Origin of the sequence: Mycolicibacterium austroafricanum (assembly GCF_902705885.1) — a bacterium.
GTDB lineage: Bacteria > Actinomycetota > Actinomycetes > Mycobacteriales > Mycobacteriaceae > Mycobacterium > Mycobacterium vanbaalenii_A.
This window is the reverse complement of record NZ_CACSIP010000039.1, coordinates 1-22,760: the sequence shown is the minus strand read 5'-3', so window position 1 is coordinate 22,760 and position 22,760 is coordinate 1. Positions and strand designations below refer to the sequence as shown.

General features: G+C 66.8%; 25 protein-coding genes. 6 read left to right on the top strand and 19 right to left on the bottom strand.

Going from position 1 to position 22,760, the window contains the following annotated elements; genetic code table 11:
- Positions 1-12: 12 nt before the first annotated feature.
- The 6 genes from BEMPMBAN_RS23565 to BEMPMBAN_RS23540 form a co-directional block, all read right to left on the bottom strand.
- Positions 13-1,182, bottom strand: coding sequence for a ferritin-like domain-containing protein (locus BEMPMBAN_RS23565; protein ID WP_159233684.1), 1,170 nt, complete (start codon positions 1,180-1,182; stop codon positions 13-15).
- Positions 1,183-1,248: 66 nt separating this feature from the next.
- A complete protein-coding gene (locus BEMPMBAN_RS23560) occupies positions 1,249-2,049 on the bottom strand; it encodes a DJ-1/PfpI family protein (RefSeq protein ID WP_159233683.1) in 801 nt (266 codons plus the stop codon).
- Between the two features lie 13 nt (positions 2,050-2,062).
- Positions 2,063-2,737: a type 1 glutamine amidotransferase domain-containing protein gene (locus BEMPMBAN_RS23555; protein ID WP_159233682.1), complete on the bottom strand. Its 675-nt coding sequence runs from the start codon at positions 2,735-2,737 to the stop codon at positions 2,063-2,065.
- A 40-nt stretch (positions 2,738-2,777) separates the two neighbouring features.
- Positions 2,778-3,506 (bottom strand): HAD family hydrolase, encoded by a 729-nt coding sequence (locus BEMPMBAN_RS23550; RefSeq protein WP_159233681.1) that lies wholly within the window; start codon positions 3,504-3,506, stop codon positions 2,778-2,780.
- Positions 3,507-3,522: 16 nt separating this feature from the next.
- Positions 3,523-4,065, bottom strand: a complete 543-nt coding sequence (locus BEMPMBAN_RS23545; RefSeq protein WP_159233680.1) for a DJ-1/PfpI family protein — start codon at positions 4,063-4,065, stop codon at positions 3,523-3,525.
- A 4-nt stretch (positions 4,066-4,069) separates the two neighbouring features.
- A complete protein-coding gene (locus tag BEMPMBAN_RS23540; RefSeq protein ID WP_159233679.1) occupies positions 4,070-4,849 on the bottom strand; it encodes a cupin domain-containing protein in 780 nt (259 codons plus the stop codon).
- Between the two features lie 391 nt (positions 4,850-5,240).
- Here BEMPMBAN_RS23540 and BEMPMBAN_RS23535 point away from each other — a divergent pair, with 391 nt between their 5' ends.
- Complete coding sequence (locus BEMPMBAN_RS23535) at positions 5,241-5,828, top strand: TetR/AcrR family transcriptional regulator (protein ID WP_159233678.1); 588 nt, start codon at positions 5,241-5,243, stop codon at positions 5,826-5,828.
- A gap of 579 nt (positions 5,829-6,407) precedes the next feature.
- Here the strand turns inward: BEMPMBAN_RS23535 and BEMPMBAN_RS23530 are convergent.
- The 5 genes from BEMPMBAN_RS23530 to BEMPMBAN_RS23510 all read right to left on the bottom strand — a co-directional run bounded on the left by BEMPMBAN_RS23530 (position 6,408) and on the right by BEMPMBAN_RS23510 (position 9,867).
- Complete coding sequence (locus BEMPMBAN_RS23530; protein ID WP_159233677.1) at positions 6,408-6,689, bottom strand: hypothetical protein; 282 nt, start codon at positions 6,687-6,689, stop codon at positions 6,408-6,410.
- Positions 6,690-6,770: 81 nt separating this feature from the next.
- Positions 6,771-7,208: a hypothetical protein gene (locus BEMPMBAN_RS23525; protein WP_200846098.1), complete on the bottom strand. Its 438-nt coding sequence runs from the start codon at positions 7,206-7,208 to the stop codon at positions 6,771-6,773.
- Positions 7,209-7,355: 147 nt separating this feature from the next.
- On the bottom strand, positions 7,356-8,246 hold the full coding sequence (gene truB, locus BEMPMBAN_RS23520) for a tRNA pseudouridine(55) synthase TruB (RefSeq protein WP_159233676.1): 891 nt from the start codon (positions 8,244-8,246) through the stop codon (positions 7,356-7,358).
- Entirely contained in the window at positions 8,243-8,920 is a 678-nt protein-coding gene (pptT, locus tag BEMPMBAN_RS23515) for a 4'-phosphopantetheinyl transferase PptT (protein WP_159233675.1), read from the bottom strand. The genes truB and pptT overlap by 4 nt, the downstream gene beginning before the upstream one ends.
- On the bottom strand, positions 8,917-9,867 hold the full coding sequence (locus BEMPMBAN_RS23510) for an ACP phosphodiesterase PptH (RefSeq protein WP_159233674.1): 951 nt from the start codon (positions 9,865-9,867) through the stop codon (positions 8,917-8,919). The genes pptT and BEMPMBAN_RS23510 overlap by 4 nt, the downstream gene beginning before the upstream one ends.
- Before the next feature lie 154 nt (positions 9,868-10,021).
- On the opposite strand from BEMPMBAN_RS23510, the gene BEMPMBAN_RS23505 reads away from it, so the two are divergent.
- The gene (locus tag BEMPMBAN_RS23505) at positions 10,022-10,606 is read left to right on the top strand and encodes a DUF3558 domain-containing protein (protein WP_159233673.1); all 585 of its coding nucleotides are present in this window, start codon (positions 10,022-10,024) and stop codon (positions 10,604-10,606) included.
- A gap of 18 nt (positions 10,607-10,624) precedes the next feature.
- Here BEMPMBAN_RS23505 and BEMPMBAN_RS23500 read toward each other — a convergent pair whose 3' ends face one another.
- Positions 10,625-11,713, bottom strand: coding sequence for a DUF7064 domain-containing protein (locus tag BEMPMBAN_RS23500; RefSeq protein WP_159233672.1), 1,089 nt, complete (start codon positions 11,711-11,713; stop codon positions 10,625-10,627).
- The gene (locus BEMPMBAN_RS23495; RefSeq protein WP_159233671.1) at positions 11,703-12,836 is read right to left on the bottom strand and encodes a sulfotransferase family protein; all 1,134 of its coding nucleotides are present in this window, start codon (positions 12,834-12,836) and stop codon (positions 11,703-11,705) included. The genes BEMPMBAN_RS23500 and BEMPMBAN_RS23495 overlap by 11 nt, the downstream gene beginning before the upstream one ends.
- A gap of 44 nt (positions 12,837-12,880) precedes the next feature.
- Here BEMPMBAN_RS23495 and BEMPMBAN_RS23490 point away from each other — a divergent pair, with 44 nt between their 5' ends.
- Positions 12,881-13,498: a TetR/AcrR family transcriptional regulator gene (locus tag BEMPMBAN_RS23490; protein WP_159233670.1), complete on the top strand. Its 618-nt coding sequence runs from the start codon at positions 12,881-12,883 to the stop codon at positions 13,496-13,498.
- A gap of 61 nt (positions 13,499-13,559) precedes the next feature.
- On the top strand, positions 13,560-15,173 hold the full coding sequence (locus BEMPMBAN_RS23485; RefSeq protein WP_234897667.1) for a CocE/NonD family hydrolase: 1,614 nt from the start codon (positions 13,560-13,562) through the stop codon (positions 15,171-15,173).
- Here BEMPMBAN_RS23485 and BEMPMBAN_RS23480 read toward each other — a convergent pair.
- Positions 15,162-15,722, bottom strand: a complete 561-nt coding sequence (locus BEMPMBAN_RS23480) for a DUF1802 family protein (protein WP_159233669.1) — start codon at positions 15,720-15,722, stop codon at positions 15,162-15,164. The genes BEMPMBAN_RS23485 and BEMPMBAN_RS23480 overlap by 12 nt on opposite strands.
- Positions 15,719-15,985 (bottom strand): DUF2277 domain-containing protein, encoded by a 267-nt coding sequence (locus BEMPMBAN_RS23475; protein WP_159233668.1) that lies wholly within the window; start codon positions 15,983-15,985, stop codon positions 15,719-15,721. The genes BEMPMBAN_RS23480 and BEMPMBAN_RS23475 overlap by 4 nt, the downstream gene beginning before the upstream one ends.
- A 45-nt stretch (positions 15,986-16,030) precedes the next feature.
- Here BEMPMBAN_RS23475 and BEMPMBAN_RS23470 point away from each other — a divergent pair, with 45 nt between their 5' ends.
- Together BEMPMBAN_RS23470 and BEMPMBAN_RS23465 are read left to right on the top strand one after the other, a co-directional pair.
- Complete coding sequence (locus tag BEMPMBAN_RS23470; protein WP_159233667.1) at positions 16,031-16,804, top strand: enoyl-CoA hydratase; 774 nt, start codon at positions 16,031-16,033, stop codon at positions 16,802-16,804.
- 97 nt (positions 16,805-16,901) lie between these two features.
- A complete protein-coding gene (locus BEMPMBAN_RS23465; RefSeq protein ID WP_159233666.1) occupies positions 16,902-17,522 on the top strand; it encodes a class I SAM-dependent methyltransferase in 621 nt (206 codons plus the stop codon).
- Positions 17,523-17,534: 12 nt separating this feature from the next.
- Here BEMPMBAN_RS23465 and BEMPMBAN_RS23460 read toward each other — a convergent pair whose 3' ends face one another.
- The 4 genes from BEMPMBAN_RS23460 to infB form a co-directional block, all read right to left on the bottom strand.
- Positions 17,535-18,875, bottom strand: a complete 1,341-nt coding sequence (locus BEMPMBAN_RS23460) for an MATE family efflux transporter (protein WP_272952248.1) — start codon at positions 18,873-18,875, stop codon at positions 17,535-17,537.
- Positions 18,876-18,891: 16 nt separating this feature from the next.
- Positions 18,892-19,908 (bottom strand): DHH family phosphoesterase, encoded by a 1,017-nt coding sequence (locus BEMPMBAN_RS23455; protein ID WP_425295007.1) that lies wholly within the window; start codon positions 19,906-19,908, stop codon positions 18,892-18,894.
- Complete coding sequence (gene rbfA, locus BEMPMBAN_RS23450) at positions 19,877-20,380, bottom strand: 30S ribosome-binding factor RbfA (protein WP_159233664.1); 504 nt, start codon at positions 20,378-20,380, stop codon at positions 19,877-19,879. Before rbfA ends, BEMPMBAN_RS23455 begins: the two co-directional genes overlap by 32 nt.
- A gap of 17 nt (positions 20,381-20,397) precedes the next feature.
- On the bottom strand, positions 20,398-22,760 hold a 2,363-nt coding region (infB, locus tag BEMPMBAN_RS23445), incomplete at its 5' end, for a translation initiation factor IF-2 (RefSeq protein ID WP_159233663.1).

The following is a 22,760-nucleotide window of genomic DNA, read 5'->3' as shown; positions in this document are numbered from 1 at the left end:
TTCCTGACTTAATCACGTGCGGGCGGGCACGGCTGTGTTGACGAATCTCGGTCCGTAGAACACGGGTGCGGTGAGATCGGTGAGGTTGGATAGCTCCTGGTGTTCGGCTGGATAGATCGATGCGAGATCAGCGACTGCTGCGGTGGGTAGGCGATGACGAAGAATGTTGAAGCACGAAATGACTCGCAGTTCGTTCATCTCGAACACGGCATGGCCCAGCGACGGCCACGATTGGTCGGCGGGGCCGTTCCAGGCGTCGTCGAGGGCAGAGAGCATCCGGGTGTATGCGGCATCGAAGGCACGTAGTTCAGTCGAGACGGCAAGACGGTCGGGGTCGAGCCGAAGAACCGCGGCGTAGCCGTCGCGCGGGACGGCCAGCGTGTTGATCACAACGGGCCACTCGATTGGCGGGCCTTGGAAGTAGCGGCGTTGGCCTTCTCTGCTTGGGACGTCGGATTCGTCTGGTCCGCCGGAGTAGGAGTGACCGAATCTTAGCTCGGCGAAACGGGCGTAATGAGACAGCTCCCCTTGCGATTGTGCGCCCGACGACAAGGTGCTGCCCCCGAACCCCTCTCCTTGTCCGATGATGAGTTCGAGGCTGTTCAGCAACTGCTCGACAGGATCGGTCCGACTGGTGCTGTCGATGACGGCGTATCCGAGGTTCCCGCCGACCTGGTTAGCGCGTGCGGGTGCGCGTACCGCTGCTGCGACAGATGCGGCGTTGGCTTCGATGGCGGCGGAGATCGTGCGGTAAAAGCTTCCAATGGTCGGATAGCGGGCTGTGTCGCGTTCGTCCGGGGCGATCATGCTGTCGGGAGACTCGATGCGCATGAACGTGTCGAGTTGACGTTTGCTGAGTTTGGCAAATCGTCCCCGAAGTGTGGGCGCTATGGATCCCGGCAGCCCGTCGAGGATCGCTGCTGGATCGAGAGTTTCCAGACGCGGCGATCCACCGAGGGCCGCGAGGGCATTGCATGCTGCGGCCATGTGCAGCATTTCCTCCATCAGCACGGAGCGCAGTGTGTTGTACGCCGGGTAGTTCTGGACCTCGAGGGAATACATCGCGGCGGAGTAGAGCGGCATCGTTGCGTGTTCGATGGCAATTGCCGTCTGGAAGGCTCCGCGTATCCACTGCAGGTCGTAGACCGGCTCGAAGGGCCGCTTGGTCAGTGGTGCACTCATTGAAAGGAGGGTCCTCCCCGGGCGCTATGGGTGGCCGGGTGGCCGACCCCGGTGGTTCGGGCGATGTCATTCGGGTGGCAGGAGCATGTCCTCGAAGAGGTCCTGGAACGCTGACTCCAATGCGGGGTGCTCGAAGAACTCAGGACCGATGGGTTCGAAAATGACATCACCGAGTCCGCTGAAGGTGTCGAACATCATCGAGACGATGGTGCCGATCTCGCGTCCGAAGTAGTGAGCGACTAGGGCCACTGCGCTACCGTTGACCCCGTAGGACCCCGTAGCGGTCCAGATTCTGGCCTGCGGGTTTCCTACCCACATTCTCCGCGAGGTGGGGATGTTGAAGCCTTCGTTGCGGAGCCCGCGGGCGACCGCGGCGACGCTCGTTGCCGGTAGCCCGCTCAGGACTCCTGCACGGGCCAGGACCCCGACGCCGGAGCAGTTGGCTGCGACGACCCGCCCCTGTTCGTGGTGACGGCGTACGAGTTCAAGTACTTGAGGGTCAGTGGCGATTACTCCCGACCCGACTCCGCCGGGGACGTAGAGGATGTCGTAGAGCTTGTCGGGGTCCAGGCTGGTGTCAGGCACCACCTGGGTGCCCATCTGCATAGTGACGACTCCCGGTTTCAAGGCAACCAGTTCCACGGTGAGCGTTTCGGGGGATGTTTCTCTCTCCCAAGGGGAGATGTCGCCGCGTAGGACCATCGATGCGCCCTTGAAGATTTCCAGCGGCGTCAGGCAGTCCTGTTCGCTGACTTTGTCGTAGGCCAGGACTCCGATGGATTGGACCACGAGCAGTTCGTCGACGGTGCTGGGGCCATCGCCGTTGGTGCGTTCTCGAATGGGGTTGCGGCGCAGTGGCATGACCATGACGGGGACCGCACTACTCGGCGAGGGCGTCGATGGCTTGGCGGGCCACCTCGACGGCCGACGCCGGGTTCTGTCCGGTCACAAGTCGAGTGTCAGTGACAGCGAACACCGAGAAGTTCTCGGCCTTCTGGTGTTTAGCACCCAGTTCGGTGAGCGAATCTTCGAGCAGGAAGGGGACGACGCCGTCCAGACCGACGGCGATCTCTTCTTCGTTGGTGAACGAGGAGACGGTTTTGCCCTGGACGAGCGGGGAGCCGTCAGGGAGGGTGATGCCTAGCAAGCCTGAGGGGCCGTGGCACACCGCGGCCACCACCCCCCCATGGTTGTAGATCTCGGCTGCGAGGTTCGCCAGGGCCGAGGCTGCGGGGAAGTCCCACATGGTTCCGTGTCCGCCGGCGAAGTAGATGACGTCATAGTCAGCGGGGTCGAGTGCTTCGGCGACCGGGGTATTGGACAGTTTCTCGGCGATGACCGGGTCGTTGAGGAAGGCTTGGGTGATGGCATCGTCGGGTTTGATGCCGTCGAGTGGGGCTCGTCCACCTCTGACGGAGACGAACTCGATGTCGTATCCGTTTTCAGTGAAGACGACTGCGGGGTGCGCGAACTCGGGTGCGTAGGCACCTGTCTTGCGGCCGGTGTCACCGAGTTCCGCGTGGCTGGTGAGTGCGAACAGAACTGACTTGGACATGTGATTGCTTTCTTCCGGTGGGGACAACGGGTGAAGATGCTCAGGTGAGGGATTCGTACGTGGCGTGGGCGACGTCGTTGATGCCGTTGAGGGTGACCGACGTCGTACCTGCGGATGCGGCGACGGCCTCGTCTTCGATTGTGCGGTAACCCCATTCGGCCCACATCGCGGTCAGTGGCAGCGTTTCGGCGGCCATTACGTTGGCTAGGTTGTCGTCGATGAAGAGCACGGGTGACGATTTCACGAGATGTCTCAACACTTGGTTCTTGTCGGTGCAGCTACCGTGGATGCGCGAGACCGCTCCGGCCAAGCCGTGATGGGTGAGTATCGCCGAGATCGATGCTGGGTCCTTGGCGGACACGATGGCAATCTCATGCGGTGTGCGAGCGATGAATTCGTGGATGCCGGGGTAGAGAGTGTGTTGCGTCATCCAGCTCGTGAAGTCGCCGGTTCGCCACCGGGTTCTGATCTGCTCGCCGATCGCGGCTTCGGCGTCCAGCATCTGGGCCGGTGTCGCATTGCGCACGCGGTCGAATTCTTGTCGGTCACGCACCGGCGATGTGGTGTGGTTCGCGACCATGAAATCGGTGAGAGTTCTGCTGTAGTTGCGCACCGATCGAAAGCGGTCGATGTACTCCTGCGGCAACGATTCCACTGCTTCAGCGAGGGGGGGAATGCAGTGGTCGAGGTGACCGGCATACCAGGTTACTGCGGCGCATTCGAGCAACCCGTCACATATGACGCCGTCGAAATCAAGTGCGATGATCATGATCGTTCGCGTCCGCTTACGCGGCTACGGCTGCCTGACGCACTGTGTCGAACACTGCCTGCATGAACTTGCCGCAGTATCCGTAGTACGAACACGTGATGATGTTGCCGTCAACGATGACGTCGGAGTCAACGACATCGGCGCCGGCGTTGATGACGTCGTCCCGGAGTCCGATGTATGCGCACGCTTTGCGGCCGCGTAGGACGCCGGCACTGATCATGATCCAGGGCCCGTGGCAGAGACCGGCGACGACTTTTCCTGCGTCATCCATCGAACGGACGAATTCCAGGACGTTCTTGTCCTGACGTACTCGGTCCGGCGCTTCGTGACCGCCAGTCAGGATTACAGCGTCGTAGTCGTCCGCGTCGAGCCCGTCGAAGGAGATGAGCGGACGGGCGGTCTTATCCATGGGGAGCGGCACTCCGTACTTGCCGATCACGTCGGCACCGTTCTTGGTGGCTACGTCAATTTCCCATTCCTGTTCAAGGAATCGGTAGTAGCTGTAGACCACATCGTGGTCTTGGAATCCTGGTCCGGTGATGATAACGGCACTGGGCATTTCTTCACTTCCTCTGGTTCTCGGGGATGATCCGGCTGATACTGAGGTAATACGTGTCGAGTTTGGGCGGTCGGGTATCGGATGCATTGGATGTCAAGATCTCGACTTGTCCGCGGACTACTCCGCTGATGCACAACGGAATAAGAAAGTCGCCAGCCAAATACCGGCGATAATGGATATCCATTCCAGAACAAATCTGAAAACCGAATCTACCGCACGGAGAAAGGGTGCACATGGATGCATTCGGCATGTATTTCAGTTTTTTGGGTTTCAAGGTCATTGCTTCAGATATTTGTTCGTACCCGGTGCCTGCTCTTTTGTACCCGTCTTTGAGTCTTACGAGGTCGTACTTGTTCCGAGGAGTTTCGACTTCCACTAGAACTAGGGGGCCTGGCCCGAGGCTCTCTGTCGAGTGAAACACGCCTTTTCCGATCTGCAGGATGCTGCCGGGCTGCACGGCGGTGGTGCCGCTCAATGTGTGCGTAATTCCTTCTCCGTCAAGGCAAATAAGGTACGTCACCTTGCGTGGATGTGCATGCATCGATGTGGCATGGCCCGCATTGATCGTCAGCTGCCAGACGTCGATGAAGTCGTCGACATAAGCGCGGTATTCGCAACCCCAGGGCTTGACGATCATCTCCGAGAGGTGAAGATCTCGGTCTTCTTGCTCGTTCCCAACACGCACACCGGTTCGCAGAAGCCCGGTCAGTGCGGAAATGTCGGAATCGGTGATGGCCAGGATAGCTAATCCTGGTGTAGCGGCTGATAGTTCCGTTGTGGTCATGTTGTCCTCCCCCGGTTCTTGGTGCGAATTCCCCGTCGATCGAGCAAACTGCTTTGTCTATTCTGTAGAGTTTTCCGGCGATAGAAGTGTTTCGCAACCAGAAACTAGCAAATTTACCGAATGTTCATGATCTAATTGTTTTAGGCCGCAGTCGAATTGCCGATCCTAAAATTGCGGATTCGGCCGCATGGCATTAGCGGCGTTGCCTACGCCTTCCTTAAAGGAATCGTTTAGTTCAGGGCCCGACGACATTGGGCCTCAGTCGCCATGCCGATCGTTTGCTATCTGTGCATCCTCCCGAGTCGGGCCGACTTGGTGAGCTACTCGCTTCATCGCGGTGTCTATATAGAAACGGTCGGTACCGTTTTTGTCAACTGGTAATGTGACTGGTGTGACAGAACCTCACAAGGCTGGCCGACCCAGGAGCGACGCAACCCGACGTGCGATCCTCTCTGCGGCCTACGACGAACTCCGAGCCGTCGGGTTTCGCGGCGTCTCGATGGAGCGGATTGCCAAAAGAGCCGGGTCGAGCAAGACGACTCTCTACAGGTGGTGGCCCTCGAAAGCTGCGATCCTGCTGGAGGCCGTCAATGAACGGCCTGACCGTTATCCCGTGTTCAATGACACCGGTGATGTATTCGTCGATCTCGTAGAAGAGATCCGAGGAGTCATCAAGTTTTATTTCACAGACTCCGGCGCAGCGATGCTGGACCTCGTCGCGGACAGTCGTTTTGACCCGAGTCTCGCAGCGGCGATACGCGACGACTTCATTGCGCGTCGGAGGTCCACAACCCGCCTGACTTGGCAGCGCGGTGTCACGCGCGGACAGATTCGATCCGACGTCGATGTCGAAGTTGTGATGGATGCGCTCTGGGGATCGCTTTACTACAAACTTTTGGTCTCGCAGGATCCTCCCGATGTAGGGTTCGCCGACCAGCTGATGAACACCTTCTGGCCCGCAATTGCAGTCGGGGCGTAGACGCACAGCCCGCCGCATCGTGTGTGACAGCTGATCGACGAACGGGGCGGGCAGCCGGGGCCGTGCACTCAGCGCGTCCACGTCGAGGACGAGGGTGCTGTGCAACCCCGACTCACACGCGACCTGAATTGGCCCCTCGGTAACAGGTGCGCTCCGGGTGCTTGACCAGCACGTCAGGGCGATAGCCGAGCGTGCGGGCTGTGCGGCAGCAGGAGTCGAATTCTCACCCGTTTCGCGTACGCAGAGTTGCAGTATGCAGGGTACGGAGATTCAGGCCCACCTTCATTCTCGGCGAATCGGGCCGCCTCGTGTGGAGTCTTCGGGTTCACCCCTACAAGACGCCGAGGCATGGATGCTTTTCCTGTGCGCTCCGGTAAACCGCGTTGGCGGCGATCAGGTGGTCGACGGAAGTGGTGGACTGTATCCGATGGTGTTTCGCCACAGCGAAAGTCAGTGATTGGAGCATGGCTAGTTGTTTCGGGTCATGACGTTGTAAACGCCCCTCAGAAGTCCAGAAGTCCAGAGGTGAAGACACCCAGCGGACGTACGAAATCCAACTCTCGCGCAGGCGTGGAATAACTATGGGTCAAGCAGGGACACGCGTCGCTGCTGTGTAGCGGGCGGCGAGTGTCTCTGCGGCGGCGGCGAGTTCGGGTGCGCGTCTGTGTCGACATGGAAGTCAAGGTCCATGGCGCCGAGGTAGGCCGCGAGAAGCTCCGGGCTTTGTGGCCCGGCGTCCAGAGTGCTGGTCTCCGGATCTATTGGTTCCACTGCCCAGATTCCGCTGGGTATGCGGGTCGCGACGGTTTGTGCGGGGGCGTCGACGATCACCCGGGCGGTGTAGTTCCACAGTGCTGCCATCCGCCCGCGGCGGAAGCAATCGTCCCAGCTTCGCGGCCGCCCTGGAGGAGTGCTCGTCGATACCGACTAACCGTTCTGGTCTCAGAACGTCCAGCTGCCGGCTTCCTGCACGACGAACCCGTGCTCGCCGTAGCGGCGATCAGGCGGGTCGGGGGTGTCCGCGGCCCACGAGTCGGGTTTCCTGGCCAGACAGGCCAGAGAATCGTCGCTCATCACGGCACACTCGACCCCGTTGCCCGCGGCGAATTTCGACCCCGTCGGCAGCAGCGGATACGCCTCGGCGGCGGTGCCGGCGCCCTCGGAGGTCATCAGCGTGCCCTCGCGGGTCAGCGAGACTCCCACCGAATCGACACCGTCCTGGGTTCCCGGGACCGGTCCGAAGCAGACGACGCCGAGGTCCGGGATCAGGCTGTTGCGGCACTGCAACCCAGACGGCGTGCTGAACGCCCAGCCCGAGGTGCTCGGGTGCGCACCGAACACCTGGTAGGGACCCGGGTCGACCGCCGGGTAGGCGTCCAGTTCCGGAAACGCCTCCGGGACCGCGGTGGCGGTGGGCGCGCCGCTCAGCGCGGCGAGCACCGCACTCGCCGCAACGGCAACGCCTGTTCGGGTCCTGCGTGACATCCACACAAGTGTTTCATCGTCGGCGCCGACGAGGTGTTACCTCTACAGCGTCGCCGGCCGGATCACCACCACGCTCTTGGTCCGAGTACCGGCATCCTCCAGCAGGGCCATCACCCGGCCGTCGGGAGCCGTGGCCGCGTACACCCCGCCGAGTCCCGCCGGGATGAGCGGCCGGCCGTGGCCGACGTCCGTCACCTCAGCGTCGGTGAGGTCACGGCGCGGAAACGCCTGCAGGCAGGCCGCATCCAGGGTGTAGGACAGCGTGGGCGCGTCCGCCAGCTGCTCGAGTGTGCGGGCCTGGTCGAGACCGAAAGCACCGACACGGGTCCGGCGCAGCGCGGTGAGGTGCCCGCCGACGCCGAGGGCGGCACCGACATCGCGGGCCAGCGCGCGGATGTAGGTGCCGCTGGAGCAGTCCACGTCCACATCGACGTCCACGACGCCGGCCCCCTCGGCGCCGCGCCGGATGTCACGCACCTCGAAGCGGCCGATCCGGACCCGGCGCGGTTTCAACTCGACGGTGTGACCGTCGCGCACCAATTGGTAGGCGCGCTTACCGTCGACCTTGATCGCGCTGACCGCCGACGGGATCTGGTCGATCTGGCCCCGAAGGGGGGCGAGGGCGGCCTCGAGCTGCGCATCTGTCACATCGGCCGCCGACACCGATTGCAGGACTTCACCTTCGGCGTCCTCGGTGGACGTCGTCTGCCCCAGACGCAGCGTCGCGGAATACGACTTGTCGGTCGCCGTCAGCATCCCGAGGATCTTGGTCGCGCGCTCCACCCCCACCACCAGGACACCGGTGGCCATCGGGTCGAGCGTGCCCGCGTGTCCCACCCTGCGGGTGCTGAAGAGGCGCCGACACCGACCCACTACGTCGTGACTGGTGAGCCCGCCGGGCTTGTCCACCACGACGAGGCCGCCGAGATTCACAGCACGATCGCCGTCAACGCGATGCCGTTGCGGACCGACCAGCGACCGGCCAGCGAGGTCAGAGGGGGACCCGACTCCGCGGCCGGGTCGATCAGGATCTGCGAGGTGAACGTTCCGGCCTGCCCCGACCCGTCGACGTCGAACGCGATGTGGGCATCCTCGAAACCCAGCCACCGGTGGGTCAGCGGGAACCACGCCTTGTACGTCGCCTCCTTGGCGCAGAACAACACCCGGTCCCAGTGCACGCCTGTGGGCATGTCCTGCAGTTCCCGCCGTTCGACCGGCAGGCTGATCGCGTCGAGGACGCCGTGGGGCAGTACGTCATGCGGCTCGGCGTCGATACCGACCGAACGAACGACCTCGCGCCTCCCGACCGCGGCCCCGCGGAAGCCCTCGCAGTGGGTCAGGCTGCCGACGATGCCGTCGGGCCAGCGCGGTTCGCCCTTGTCGCCCTTGAGGATCGGCACCGGCTCCACCCCGAGGTCGACGAGCGCCTGGCGCGCGCAGTACCGCACGGTGATGAACTCGTTGCGCCGCTTGGCCACCGATCGGGCGATCAGCGGTTCCTCTTCGGGCAGCGGCGCCAGCTCCTTGGGATCGGTGTACAACTCCGCGGCCGCCAACGCGTCCAGTGCGCCGGGCAAAACCCCGGCGAGCAGGGTCGCCGAGATCATTCCCGGCCGCTCCTGATCCGCTGCTGCATCTTCTCGGCGTGCTCGCGCATCTCCTGGGTGATCTGGAAGTGCCCGCCGAACTCGTTGAGGTAACCCGGCGTGTACTTCGGGTCGGGCAGGATCTGGCGAAGCCAGCGAAACGGCCTGCGGCGCCGCCACTCCCGCGGGTAGCCGACCGAGACCTCCTCGAACCGGACCCCGTCGTACCAGGTGGTCCGCGGGATGTGCAGGTGCCCGTAGACCGAGCACACGGCGTTGTAGCGGGTGTGCCAGTCAGCGGTCGCGGTGGTTCCGCACCACAGCGAGAACTCGGGGTAGAACATCGCCTCGCAGGGTTCGCGCACCATCGGGAAGTGGTTGACCTGGACGGTCGGCATCATCCAGTCCAGTTCCTCGAGCCGCTTGCGGGTGTAGGCGACACGGTCCCGGCACCACGCGTCGCGGGTCGAGTACGGCTCCGCCGACAACAGGTACTCGTCGGTCCCGACGATGTTGCGCTCCTTGGCGATCGCCAGGCCCTCGGCCTTGGTGCCGGCGCCCTGCGGCAGGAACGAGTAGTCGTACAGCAGGAACATCGGGACGATGGTCGCCGGGCCACCCTCCTCGGTCCACACCGGGTACGGGTGTTCCGGGGTCACGATCCCCATCTCGTCGCACATGTCGACCAGATAGTCGTAGCGGGCCTTGCCGTGGATCTGCATCGGGTCGCGCTGGGTGGTCCACAGCTCGTGATTGCCCGGTATCCAGATCACTTTCGCGAACCGTTTGCGCAGCAGGTCCAGAGCCCAGCGGATCTCGTCGGTGCGCTCGGCCACGTCGCCGGCCACGATCAACCAGTCGTCGGGCGAGGCCGGGTGCAGTGACTCGGTCACCGGTTTGTTGCCGGTATGTCCGGTATGCAGGTCACTGACGGCCCACAAAGTCGGCCGTCGGTCGTCACTGGTCACAACCCGTCAGCCTACTGGTGCCCCGTCGTGGCGGACTTCCCGGCAACTAGAACCTGTTCTAGGTTTCCGTTCCGGCGGGCCACCGCGCCCGCTACACTCCCGGCAGGGTCGGACCTAGCCGGCGGAGTCCACCGCCACGAGATCAGGGGGTGCGATGGTCGCCAAGCTGCGACTGCTCTCAGCGCTGTGTGCGCTGGTCGCGGCTGTGGTGGTGGTCTGGCAGACAAACCCGGCCGGCCCGTTGACAGCCGAGCGGGTGGAACTCAGAGGCACCGGCACGCCACTGACCAACATGTCCACCACCATCAAGTGGCCCGTCGTCGAAGTGGTCGATCCCGACCCGTTCGACCCGTGCCGGGACATCCCGCTGGACGTCATCCAGCGCGTCGGTCTGGCATTCACCCCGCCCACCCCGGAAGACAGCCTGCGCTGCCGCTACGACGCCGGCAACTACCAGATGGCGGTCGAGGCGTTCGTGTGGCGCACCTACGAGCAGACCCTGCCTGCCGACGCCGTCGAGCTCGACATCAACGGCCACCGCGCGGCCCAGTACTGGATCATGAAGCCGACGGACTGGAACAACCGCAACTGGATCACCTGCATGGTCGCGTTCCAGACCAGCTACGGCGTCATCCAGCAGTCGCTGTTCTACGCGCCCGTCTACTCCGAGCCCGACCCGGACTGCATGCAGACGAACCTGCAGAAGGCCCACGAGCTCAGCCCGTTCTACATCTATTGACCACCCACTGACCGCCGGTCAATCGCGGATGATCCGGTCCATCGGGCTGGACCGCTCGAGCATTCCGATGGCCTCTTCGCCGTCCCAGCAGTAGCGCACGCCCGCCTGCTGCAGGGCCGGGAACGTCCAGTTCGCCATCTTGGCCAGCACCTCGGGCGGCACGTCGGCCGGGTCGGTGATGTCGTGCGTCGAGAGGACCGTCTCGCCCGCGATCCGCACGGTGCCGCGTGCGGTCTCCAGCACCAGCGAGACGTCCTCGCCGGTGGGCCGTAGCCGGGTCAACCACGGCGCCTGCACGACCCGCGCGGCGATCAGGTCACCGTGGCCGTCGAACAGGTAGCCCTCGTTGAACGTCGGCGCGGAGTGCCGCAGACCGACACGCGCGCCGTCGGGACGGGGCGGATACGCGATGTAGCCGAACGCTCGGCCGCTGCCGAACAGCGCCGACTGCCAGCAGTGACCCCAGAAACCCTCGAGGCGGCGGACTCCCTGACGGCGGATCCGCAGTCCGCTGCCGGAGAAGCTGTGCCGGTGGCCGGCCACCTCCACGGATCCGGTGGCCCGGAACAGTTGCTCGTAGCGGGGGCCGCCCATCATGTCGCCGACGCTCGTCGTTCTCAGCTGCGAACCCGCGTCGGCCTGCAGGGTGCCCTGCACCCAGGGCGGCACCGCCATCGTGGCTGTCACCTCGAAGCCGAGGTCGACCGAGGGTCCGGTCTTGCGTCCGGCGGCCAGATCCGCCGACGACGTCTGCACCGCCCGGCCGTCGAACGTCACCGTCCACGCGTCGAACGGGGCGACGCAGCTGAAAAGCAGTGGACCGGCGCCCAACTCGGTGGGTGCGCCACCGGGGCCGAACGGTGATCTGCTGGCTGCGTCTTCTCGGAGCCGGTACACCCGGCCATCGGCGAATGCGACGTTGACCTGGATCTGGTGCACGTCCCAGTTCGACGCGACCGCCTCGATGCCGATCCGCGGCAGACCCACCTCGCCGCGGTCGTCGAGGACCCAGAAACTGACCGAGTCCCGCATCTCCGGGTTGTCCGGCCTGCGGGCGAACATGTACTCGCGGGCCGGATCGAGCCCGCCGGTGAGGTCAGTCGGCATCGGGGCTCCCCAGGTAGGCGTCCACGTAGCGGGCGAATCGGGGCCGGATCGTGGGCAGGTCAAGGCCGAACACCTGCGGGTCGGCCTTGGGGTGGGGTTCGCGGTTCTGGGCGTTGTCGTCCCACCAGTCCCGCATCCCGTTCTCGAACGCCTCGGACACCGGCTCACCGAGCCAGCCGTACAGCCCGCGCACCTGACCGATCGGATCATGTTGCATCGCACGGAAGTCGATGTCGTAGAAGCGGTCGTCGCGGCCTGCTGTTCGGAAGTCGAGCGTCCGGTTGACGCCCACGGACCACTGGGTCACGTTGAGATCGCCGAGGTACCGATGGTCGACGTTGTCGCTGAACCCGCCGACGATGTCGGCGTACACGTCGGCCACCGACAACAGCACGTCGGTCGGGTCGCGGTGGGTCATCACGAAGCGGGCGTCGGGGAAGACATGGTCGAGGTACTGCAGGGAGAGCATGTGGGCCGGCGACTTCAGCCGCCAGGGGCGGGTCGGCTGGCCCCACTGCAGCAGCCGCAGTACCCGCCGCTGGTAGAGGTATGTCGAGGTGAAGTCGGCACGTTCGAGCAGCCACGCCGAATAGCTGGGCACCTGCGCGAAGGCTTGGAAGATCTGCGATGTGAAGTCCAGCGCCATCAGGTCCAGACACTCCATCGGGCCCTGGAGGTCGTTGGGCACGTGATGCCTGCTGCCGGCCGCCACCGGGCGGAGATCGGGTGGTATCCGCGGGTCGTCCCCGGACACGCTGGACGGCGGGGGGCAAGGTTGGGCGGCCTCCCAGCTACGCAGATAGCGGACGTTGGGGTCCCGCGCCAGCAGAAATGCCAGCGCCGTCGACCCGGTGCGGGGCAGGCCGAGGCCGAACAGCGGCGCGACGATCGGTTCGTCGCCGATCTCGGGATGGCGCCGGTACCAGTCCTCGACCTGCAACCGTTGGCACAGGTGTAGGCCGATGCGACCGTAGACGAACGCTTCGCCGCGTGCGTTGAGGCGGGCCTCGGCGGACAGCGCACCGGTCAGGATCTCCAGACCTTCACGGAAGGCGTCGTCGCCGAAGTCGTCGAGCCCGGTGCGTCGGACCGCGGCCGCAACCAACTCGTCCGGTGATGGCACGGCGGCACCTCCGATCGAATTGATGACAGTACACTGTCACCAATATGAGTGAGTCGTCAATGGCCGCCCGCCGCCGGTATGACAACCGCGCCCGCGAGCAGAAGGCCGCACGGACCCGCGAGCACATCGTGTCCGCGGCCGAAGACCTGGTGCACGAGTTCGAGAGCTGGGATTGGCGGGAACTGACGTTTCGCGCCGTGGCTGAGCGTGCAGGCGTCAGTGAACGCACCGTCTACCGCCACTTTCCCACCGAGCGTCATCTGCACGACGCGGTGATGCACCGACTCGAGCAGGACGCCGGCGTGTCCTACGACGACGTCGACCTCGGCGATCTCGCGGAGATCACCGGGCGGGTCTTCGCGTCGCTGCAACGCTTCTCGGTTCGGCAGTCGGTTCAGGCCACCGGTGATCCGGCGTTCGTCACCGTCGACGAGCGGCGCCGCGACGCGTTGCGTAGGGCAGTGTCCGCGTCGGCGCCTCAGTTGACCGACACCGAACGGCGCACGCTCGCCGGACTGCTCGACGTGTTGTGGAACGTTCCCACCTACGAGCGACTGGTGGGTCCCTGGAGCGTCGACGCCGCCGACGCCACCCGGGCGATCGGCTGGCTGATGGCCAAGGTCGTGCACGCGATCGAACACGGCGAGTCCCCGCTTGCGTAGCGTGTCGGACGTGAGCCGAACAGCTGAAGCCGCGACCCCGCAGCCGCGGAGTCGTCCGAAGTTGCCCCGGACGGTGCTGAGCAAGCTGCTGGGGCTTCCCGCGCCCACCAACGATGTCCTCGTGGACCGCGGGCTGCAGGTTCGGATGCGCGACGGCGTCGACCTGATCGCCGACCATTACGTACCGCAGACCGACACGCCTGCGGGCACGCTGCTGGTCCGCGGTCCCTACGGCCGTGGCCGGCCCTTCGCCGCACTGTTCGGGTCGGTGTATGCCGCGCGCGGCTATCACGTGCTGGTCCAGAGCGTGCGCGGAACGTTCGGCTCCGGCGGTGACTTCAGCCCGATGGTGCACGAGATCGACGACGGCGCCGACACGGTCGCCTGGCTGCGCACCCAGCCCTGGTTCACCGGCACGTTCGCCACCTTGGGGCTGTCCTACCTCGGGTTCACCCAGTGGGCGCTGCTCACCGATCCCCCTCCTGAGATGATGGCGGCGGTGATCACCGTCGGACCGCACGATGTCAGCGGACCCCGTTGGGGCGAAGGATCTTTCGGTCTCAACGACTTCCTCGGCTGGAGTGATCTGGTGGCCCGCCAGGAAGACCCGCAGCGGTTGCGCGTGTTGCTGCACCAGGCGCGGGCGCAGCGCAGGGTGAGCAAGGCCTCGCTGGGCCTGCCGCTCGCAGAGTCCAGCCGCGCGCTCCTCGGCGACGGTGCACCCTGGTTCGAGTCGTGGCTGGAACATCCCCAGGCCGACGATCCGTTCTGGACCAGATTGCACCTGCGCGACGCGCTGGATCGTGCCGAGATCCCGGTGCTGCTGCTGTCCGGCTGGCAGGACCTGTTCCTCGAACAGACCCTCGAGCAGTACCGGCGGCTCCGCACCCGCGGCATCACCACCGCTCTGACGATCGGTCCGTGGACGCACGGCCACATGATGACCAAGGCCGCCCCGTCCGCGATCCGAGAATCGTTGGACTGGCTCAACACCCACCTCGCCGGCGCGCCACCACAGCGCCAGGCGCCGGTGCGCGTGCACCTCGACGGCCAGGGTTGGATCGAACTTGCAGACTGGCCGCCGCCGATGCCCGAATACGAGCTGTATCTTCAGCCCGGCGGGGCCCTGGCCGATGCCGTCCCCGCCCCGGACACCGCGACGTTCGTCTACAACCCCGCGGACCCGACACCCACCGTCGGAGGCCGGCTGCTGTCCCCGGTGGGCGGTTACCGCGACGACACGTCGCTGGCGCGCCGTGCGGACGTCCTGACGTTCACCGGCGACCCGCTGCCCAGCGATCTGTACGTGGTCGGGACGCCGGTGCTCGAGCTCGAACACTCCTGCGCCAACCCGCACAATGACCTGTTCGTGCGGATCAGTGAGGTCGACGAGCACGGCGGCTCACGCAACGTCAGCGACGGATACCTCGCGGCGGCCCCCGATTCCGGCACCGTGCGCATCGAACTCGACGCGGTTGCACGTACATTCCGGGCGGGTTCCCGCATCCGGGTCCTGATCGCCGGCGGCTCGCATCCGCGCTTTGTGCGCAACCTCGGCACCGGTGAATCCGCGGCCACCGGGACCAGGCTGGCCACCGCCCGGCACACCGTGCATCTCGGCGCCTCCTCGCGGCTGATCCTGCCCGCCGGGCAACGCCCACCCTCAACCGACTGAGCGCCGCACCCGGGTAGCGATCTCGTCGAGTGCCGCGTCGTCGTGTACCGGTGCCGCCCACGCCGGATCGACCGGCAGCTGCACCCAACTCGAGCAGCCCCGGTGGTCAGGGGTGCGCACCAGCCGCACCGGCTCGGCCAGCGGCGCCGCCGAGACGACCAGCACCGTCAGCCGGTGCCGCGGCCTGAAGTCGAGACGGTCGGCACGCACCGAGTCGGCCGTCCAGATGTGCAGCGGTGCAACCTCATCCAGCCTGTCCGGTTGACGGACCTCGACCGCGGCCACTACCCGGGCACCTGCTCGTAGCACGACCTCGTCCTCGGTGCTGTCTGCTGCAGCGGTTTCGAGGAGGTCGAGGTGTTCGGGGCGCACCCGTTCGGCGTGGCTGTGCGCGACCGTCGGGAACAGCAGGAACCGCGAGGCCGCCACCTCGAACCGCTTCTCACCGATACCGCCCTTGCGCAGCAGCACCGTCTGCCTGCCCGCGAGCAGCGCGTGCACGACCGCGCTCCACTCCTTGAGGGCCGGGGCGGTCAGGGTGGTGGTCATCCGAGCCCGAGGCGTGCGCGCACCTCGGGACGACGAAGCGGCGGAACGGTTTTCGGCGGCTGCCGGCGCGGCTGCAGGTCGGCGAGCAGCCGCTGGGTGGTGGCCGTGACGTCGGCGACGGCGGACTCGAACGCCTCGACGTTGGCGCCGGAGGGCCGGGTGATGCCGCTGACCTTGCGGATGTACTGGCGCGCCGCGGCCTCGATCTCCTCGGCTGTCGCGGCCGGTTCCAGGCCCCGCAACTCGGTGATGTTTCGACACATGACCTCTACGATAGGCGCGGAATCCGCGGCCGATACGGTGAGCGGATGAGCTCCCCCGCAGGCCCTGGTGCCGACATCCTGCTGATCGACACCCGCGACCGGATCCGGACGCTGACCCTGAATCGACCCGGTGCCCGCAACGCGCTGTCGTCGGCGTTGCGCACCCGGTTCTTCGGGGCGCTGCGCGACGCGCAGGCCGACGACGCCGTCGACGTCGTCATCGTCACCGGGGCGGACCCGGTCTTCTGCGCCGGCCTGGACCTCAAGGAGCTCGGCGACACCACCGACCTGCCCGACATCTCGCCCAAATGGCCGGCGATGACCAAGCCCGTCATCGGGGCGATCAACGGGGCGGCGGTCACCGGCGGTCTGGAGATCGCGCTGTACTGCGACATCCTGATCGCTTCGGAGGCAGCCCGCTTCGCCGACACGCACGCCCGGGTTGGGCTGCTGCCCACCTGGGGTCTGTCGGTGCGGCTGCCCCAGAAGGTCGGCGTCGGGATGGCCCGGCGGATGAGCATGACCGGCGACTACCTGTCGGCCGAGGACGCGCTGCGCGCCGGTCTGGTCACCCAGGTGGTGCCGCACGACGAGCTGCTCGACACCGCCCGCCAGATCGCCACCTCGATCGTCGGCAACAACCAGCGGGCGGTGCGGGCGCTGCTGGCCTCCTACCACCACATCGACGATGCCCAGAACGGCGCCGCGCTGTGGCTGGAGGCCGACGCCGCCCGGGCATGGATGAGCAATGCGTCCGGCGACGACATCGCTGCCAGCCGCAACACGGTCATCGAACGCGGCCGCTCACAGGTGCGCTGATTCCTCACTCATTCGGGTGGGGCGTGCTCGGCGGCGAGAGATCACGTCCATCACGCCATTTGACTTCGACCCGGGTTGAACGGGCAAGGTCTAGTGCATGAGCGATGAATCCGCCCCGCCGGCGGTCAACCACCACGGCGATCACCCTGGATTCGCCGGTATCACCGGGACGCTGTTCGGGGTGATGTTTCTGCTCACCGGTCGCGGCAACGCCCGGCTGGCCGCCGACCTTGCGCAGGTCACTGCCGCCGACCACGTCGTCGACGTCGGCTGCGGTCCGGGTACGGCGGCCAGGACGGCCGCTCGTCGCGGCGCGCGGGTCACCGGCGTCGACCCGGCGTCGTCGTTGCTGCGGCTGGCACGGGCGGTCACCCGCGCGGATGCCACCATCACGTGGGCCGAGGGCACCGCGGAGTCGCTGCCGGTACCGGACGCCTCGGCCACGGTCCTGTGGGCGCTGGCCACGGTGCATCACTGGCAGGACGTCACCAAAGCCCTCGCCGAGGCGCACCGCGTGCTCGCCCCTGGCGGTCGGTTGCTCGCCGTCGAGCGCCAGTCGCCGCCGAATGCCACCGGGTTCGCCAGCCACGGCTGGACCGCCGAGCAGGCGGAATCCTTTGCGGCGCTGTGCCGTAGCTCGGGCCTGGTCGACGTGCAGGTGCGCAGTGACCGTGTCGGCCGCCGCGACGTGTGGGTGGTGCGCGGCACCCGACCGTGACGCTCGCGTGTCTCAGCCGGTACCGGCAACCAGCCAGCGTCCGGACAACACCCGCCAGCCGACGAACGCCAGCCGCAACACCATGAACGTGCTCAGGCCCGACCAGATGCCCAGCAGGCCCCAGCCGAAGGCCAGCGACAACCAGATCAACGGCAGGAAGCCCACCAGGGCACTGATAAGCGTCGCGTTGCGCATGAACTTGGCGTCCCCCGCCCCCAGCAATACCCCGTCGATGGCGAAGACGATTCCGGCGACCGGCAACTGGGCCACCAGGAACCACCACGGCACCCCGATCGCATCGAGCACCGACTGGTCGTCGGTGAAGATCCCGGGCACCGCCGAGGAGCCCAGCGCGAACAGCGCCGCCAGCGCAACACCGGAGACGGTGGAGAAGATCGTCACCCGCCAGGCCACCGACTTCGCGTGCGTCAGCTGACCTGCGCCGAGCGCCGCGCCAACCAGTGATTGTGCTGCGATGGCCAGCGAATCGAGAACCAGCGCAAGGAAACTCCACAACTGCAGCACGACTTGATGGGCCGCGACGGCGGCTGCGCCGAACCGGGCGGCGACCGCCCCCGCGGAGACGAAGCACGCCTGGAACGCCAGGGTCCGCAGCACCAGGTCGCGGCCCATCACCAGCTGGGCGCGCAGGACCGGCGGTTGGGGTCGCAGCGGGGCCTTCTCGACGAACAGCGCCCGGAAGAACAGCCCTGCGGCAAGCCACTGGCCGATCAGGTTGGCCACCGCCGATCCGGCCAGCCCGAGTTCGGGGGCGCCCAGCCAGCCGTACACCAGCAGCGGGCACAGCACCGCCGAGACCGCGAAGCCGAAGACGACGAAGCGCAGCGGGCGCACGGTGTCCTGAACTCCGCGCATCCAGCCATTGCCCGCGGCGGCGACCAGGATCGCGGGCACCGCCAGGCTGGCGATGCGCACCCACGGCAGCGCTGCGTCGGCGATCCGGCCCCCGTCGGACCCGCCGGCCAACAACGCCACCAACGGTTGGGCGCCCAACTGGACGGCGACCACGATGGTGGCGCCGATGCCGAGGGCCAGCCAGGTGGCCTGCACGCCCTCGCCCACAGCGGCGGCCCGGTCGCCGACACCGTAGAACCGCGCGGCGCGCGCCGTGGTGCCGTAGGACAGGAACGTCAGCTGAGAGCTCAGCACACCCATGACCAGCGCACCGATCGCCAGACCGGCCAGATCGAGCGCCCCGAGGCGCCCGACGACGGCCAAGTCGAACAGCAGGTAGAGGGGTTCTGCGGCGAGCACACCCAACGCCGGGAACGCCAGGGCGGCGATGCGACGGCCGGTCGCCGGCTGGACCGGTTCTCCGTGCGTACCGGTCACGGCGCCGCCGGCAGAGTCAGCCAAGGGAACGGACGAGCGCCTGGACCACGTCGTCGGTGGATCCGGCGGCCGAGTAGCCGGCGGCGAGGCGATGTCCGCCGCCGCCGAACGCGCTGGCCACCGAGGCGAGGTCCACCGACTTCGAGCGCATCGACACCGACCAGTTGCCCGGCGCGATCTCTTTGAACACCGCCGCCACCTCGGCCTGCTGGGTGGTGCGCACGATGTCGACGATGCTCTCCACTTCTTCGGGGCGGGCCTCGACCCATTCCCCGTGAGGAACCACGGCGTACACGAGTCCGCGACCGCCGGCGGCGTCGCCCAACAACCGCGCCGATCCCAGCACGCGGGACAGCATCGGCAGCCACGCGAACGGATGGGTGTCGAGCAGGGTGCGGCTGATCGCGGCGTTGTCGACGCCCAACTCGACCAGACGTGCCGCCAGCCGGTGCGCACGGGCACTGGCCCACCGGAACGAACCGGTGTCGGTGGTCAGTCCCGCATACAGGCAGTGCGCGACGCCCGGGTCGATCGGCTTGCCCCACGCGTCCAGCAGTTCGGCCACCAGCATCGTCGTCGAGTCGGCCGACGGGTCGACGTAGTTCGCGGTGCCGAACAGGTGGTTGGAGGCGTGGTGATCGATGACCAGCACCTGACGCCCGGGAGCAGCATGGTCACCCAACGCGCCAAGGCGGTTCACGCTGGGGATGTCCACGGTCACCACCAGCTCGGCGTCGGGACGCAGCTGCTCGGGCGCCACCAGTAGATGGCCACCGGGCAGCGACTGCAGCGACTCGGGCAGTTGTGCGGGCTCGGCGAAGCTGACGGCGACATCCTTGCCCGCGTGTTCGAGCACCAGCGCCAACCCCAGCCCCGCCCCGATGGTGTCGGCGTCGGGGAACACGTGGCAGACCACGCTGACGGAAGCGACCGCCGCCAGGAGTTCAGCTGCGCCGTGCGCGTCGACGCGGGCACCTGTCACCAGTGCGTCAGTCGCCGTCTCAGCTGCGGTCACTGTCTCTGTTGCGGTCACCCGTGTCCTCAGAGTCCGGCCCCAGGTCTGCCGTGTCCTCCACCCCGCTTACACGGTACGGGTCCGCGTCTCCGGCGTGCTTGGCTCCTTGCCGAACTCTCGCCAAATCCTCATCCGCCGCCCGCGCACGCGCGAGCAGTTCCTCCATGTGCGCCGAGGTCTCCGGAACCTTGTCGAGCACGAACGACAGCGTCGGGGTGAAGCGCACGCCGGTGGCGGCGCCGACCTTGCTGCGCAGCGTGCCCTTGGCGCGCTCCAGCGCCGCCGCCGCGGCGGCGTAGTCGGGTTCGTCCTGCAGTGTCTCGCCGCGCACCGTGTAGTACACGGTGGCGTCGTGCAGGTCTCCCGTGACCTTCGTGTCCGTGACGGTCACGAAGGCCAGCGGGGGATCCTTGATCTCGAACTCGATGGCCGTGGCGACAACCGTGCCGATGCGCTTGGACAGCCGGCGCGCCCGCCCGACGTCAACCATGTTTCTCGACGCTCCTACTACACACGTTCTTTTTCGACCAGCTCGTAGGTCTCGATGACATCGCCTTCTTTGATGTCGTTGTACGTCAGCGTCAGACCGCACTCGTAACCCTCGCGGACCTCGGTGGCGTCGTCCTTCTCACGCTTGAGCGACGACACCGTGAGGTTCTGGGCCACGACGACGTTGTCACGCAACAACCGCGCCTTGGCGTTACGCCGCATGATGCCCGACTGGACGAGGCAGCCGGCGATGTTGCCGACCTTCGACGACCGGAAGATCGCCCGGATCTCGGCGCGGCCGAGTTCCTTCTCCTCGTAGACCGGCTTGAGCATGCCCTTGAGCGCGTTCTGGATCTCGTCGATCGCCTGGTAGATCACCGAGTAGTACCGGATGTCGACGCCTTCGCGGTTGGCCAGCTCGGTGGCCTTGCCCTCGGCGCGCACGTTGAACCCGATGATGATCGCGTCCGAGGCCGACGCCAGGTTGACGTTGGTCTCGGTGACACCACCGACACCGCGGTCGATGACGCGCAGCTCCACCTCGTCGTCGATCTCGATCCCGAGCAGGGCCTCCTCGAGCGCCTCCACGGTGCCCGAGTTGTCGCCCTTGAGGATCAGGTTCAGCTGGCTGGTCTCCTTCAGCGCCGCATCCAGATCGTCGAGGCTGATCCGCTTACGGCTGCGGGCGGCCAGCGCGTTGCGCTTGCGCGCGCTGCGCCGGTCGGCGATCTGCCGGGCGATCCGATCCTCGTCGACGACCAGCAGGTTGTCGCCCGCGCCGGGCACCGACGTGAAGCCGACGACCTGCACCGGCCGCGACGGCAACGCCTCGGCGACATCCTCGCCGTGCTCGTCGACCATCCGGCGAACCCGGCCGTACGCGTCGCCGGCGACGATCGAGTCGCCGACCCGCAGGGTGCCGCGCTGGATCAGCACGGTCGCGACGGGTCCGCGGCCGCGGTCCAGGTGCGCCTCGATGGCCACACCCTGGGCTTCCATGTCCGGGTTGGCGCGCAGGTCCAGGGCCGCGTCGGCGGTCAGGATCACTGCTTCCAGCAGGGCGTCGATGTTGGTGCCCTGCTTGGCCGAGATGTCGACGAACATGGTGTCGCCGCCGAAGTCCTCGGCAACCAGGCCGTATTCGGTGAGCTGGCCGCGGATCTTGGCCGGGTCGGCACCTTCCACGTCGATCTTGTTGACGGCGACCACGATCGGCACGTCAGCAGCCTGCGCGTGGTTGATCGCCTCCACCGTCTGGGGCATGACGCCGTCGTCGGCGGCGACCACCAGGATCGCGATGTCGGTGGCCTTCGCACCGCGGGCACGCATCGCGGTGAACGCTTCGTGACCCGGGGTGTCGATGAAGGTGATCAGCCGCTCGTTGCCGTCCAGTTCGGTGAGGACCTGGTAGGCGCCGATGTGCTGGGTGATACCGCCGGCCTCGCCCTCGCGGACGGTGGCGTTGCGGATGGTGTCCAGCAGTCGCGTCTTGCCGTGGTCGACGTGACCCATGACGGTGACCACCGGCGGGCGGAACTCGAGGTCCTCCTCGCCGCCCTCGTCCTCGCCGTAGGTGAGGTCGAAGGACTGCAGCAGTTCGCGGTCCTCGTCCTCGGGCGAGACGACCTGCACCTTGTAGTTCATCTCGTTGCCGAGCAACTCCAAGGTGTCGTCGCCCACCGACTGGGTGGCGGTGACCATCTCACCGAGGTTGAACAGCGCCTGCACCAGTGAGGCCGGGTTGGCGTCGATCTTCTCGGCGAAGTCGGACAGCGATGCGCCCCGTGCCAGCCGGATGGTCTCGCCGTTGCCGTGCGGCAACCGCACGCCACCGACGACCGGTGCCTGCATGTTCTCGTACTCGGCGCGTTTCGCCCGCTTCGACTTGCGACCGCGCTTGGGGGCGCCGCCGGGGCGACCGAACGCACCTGCCGCTCCGCCGCGCTGGCCGGGACGACCGCCACCGCCGGGACGGCCCCGAAAACCGCCGCCTCCTGCGGGTGCGCCGCCGCCTCCGCCGGGGCCGCCACCGCGGTAGTTACCGCCGCCGCCACCGCCACCGGGACGACCGCCGGGGCCGCCGGCTCCGGGTCCGCGGGCGCCGGGCCCGGGTCGTGGACCGCTGCCGGGACGTGGGCCGCCACCGGGTGTCGGGCGGGCACCAGCGGGCCGGGGCGGCATGTTGCCGGGGGTTGCGCCCGGACGCGGGCCGCCGCCGGGGCGCGGTCCACCGGGACCGGCTCCTGGCCGCGGCGCCTGGGGTCGCGGTGCCGGCCGTTCGACCGGCTGCTGGGACGAGAACGGATTGTTTCCGACACGCGGGGTGCGCGGGGCGGGCTTGGGGGCACCACCCGGCACCGGGCCGGGACGCGGGCCCGGGG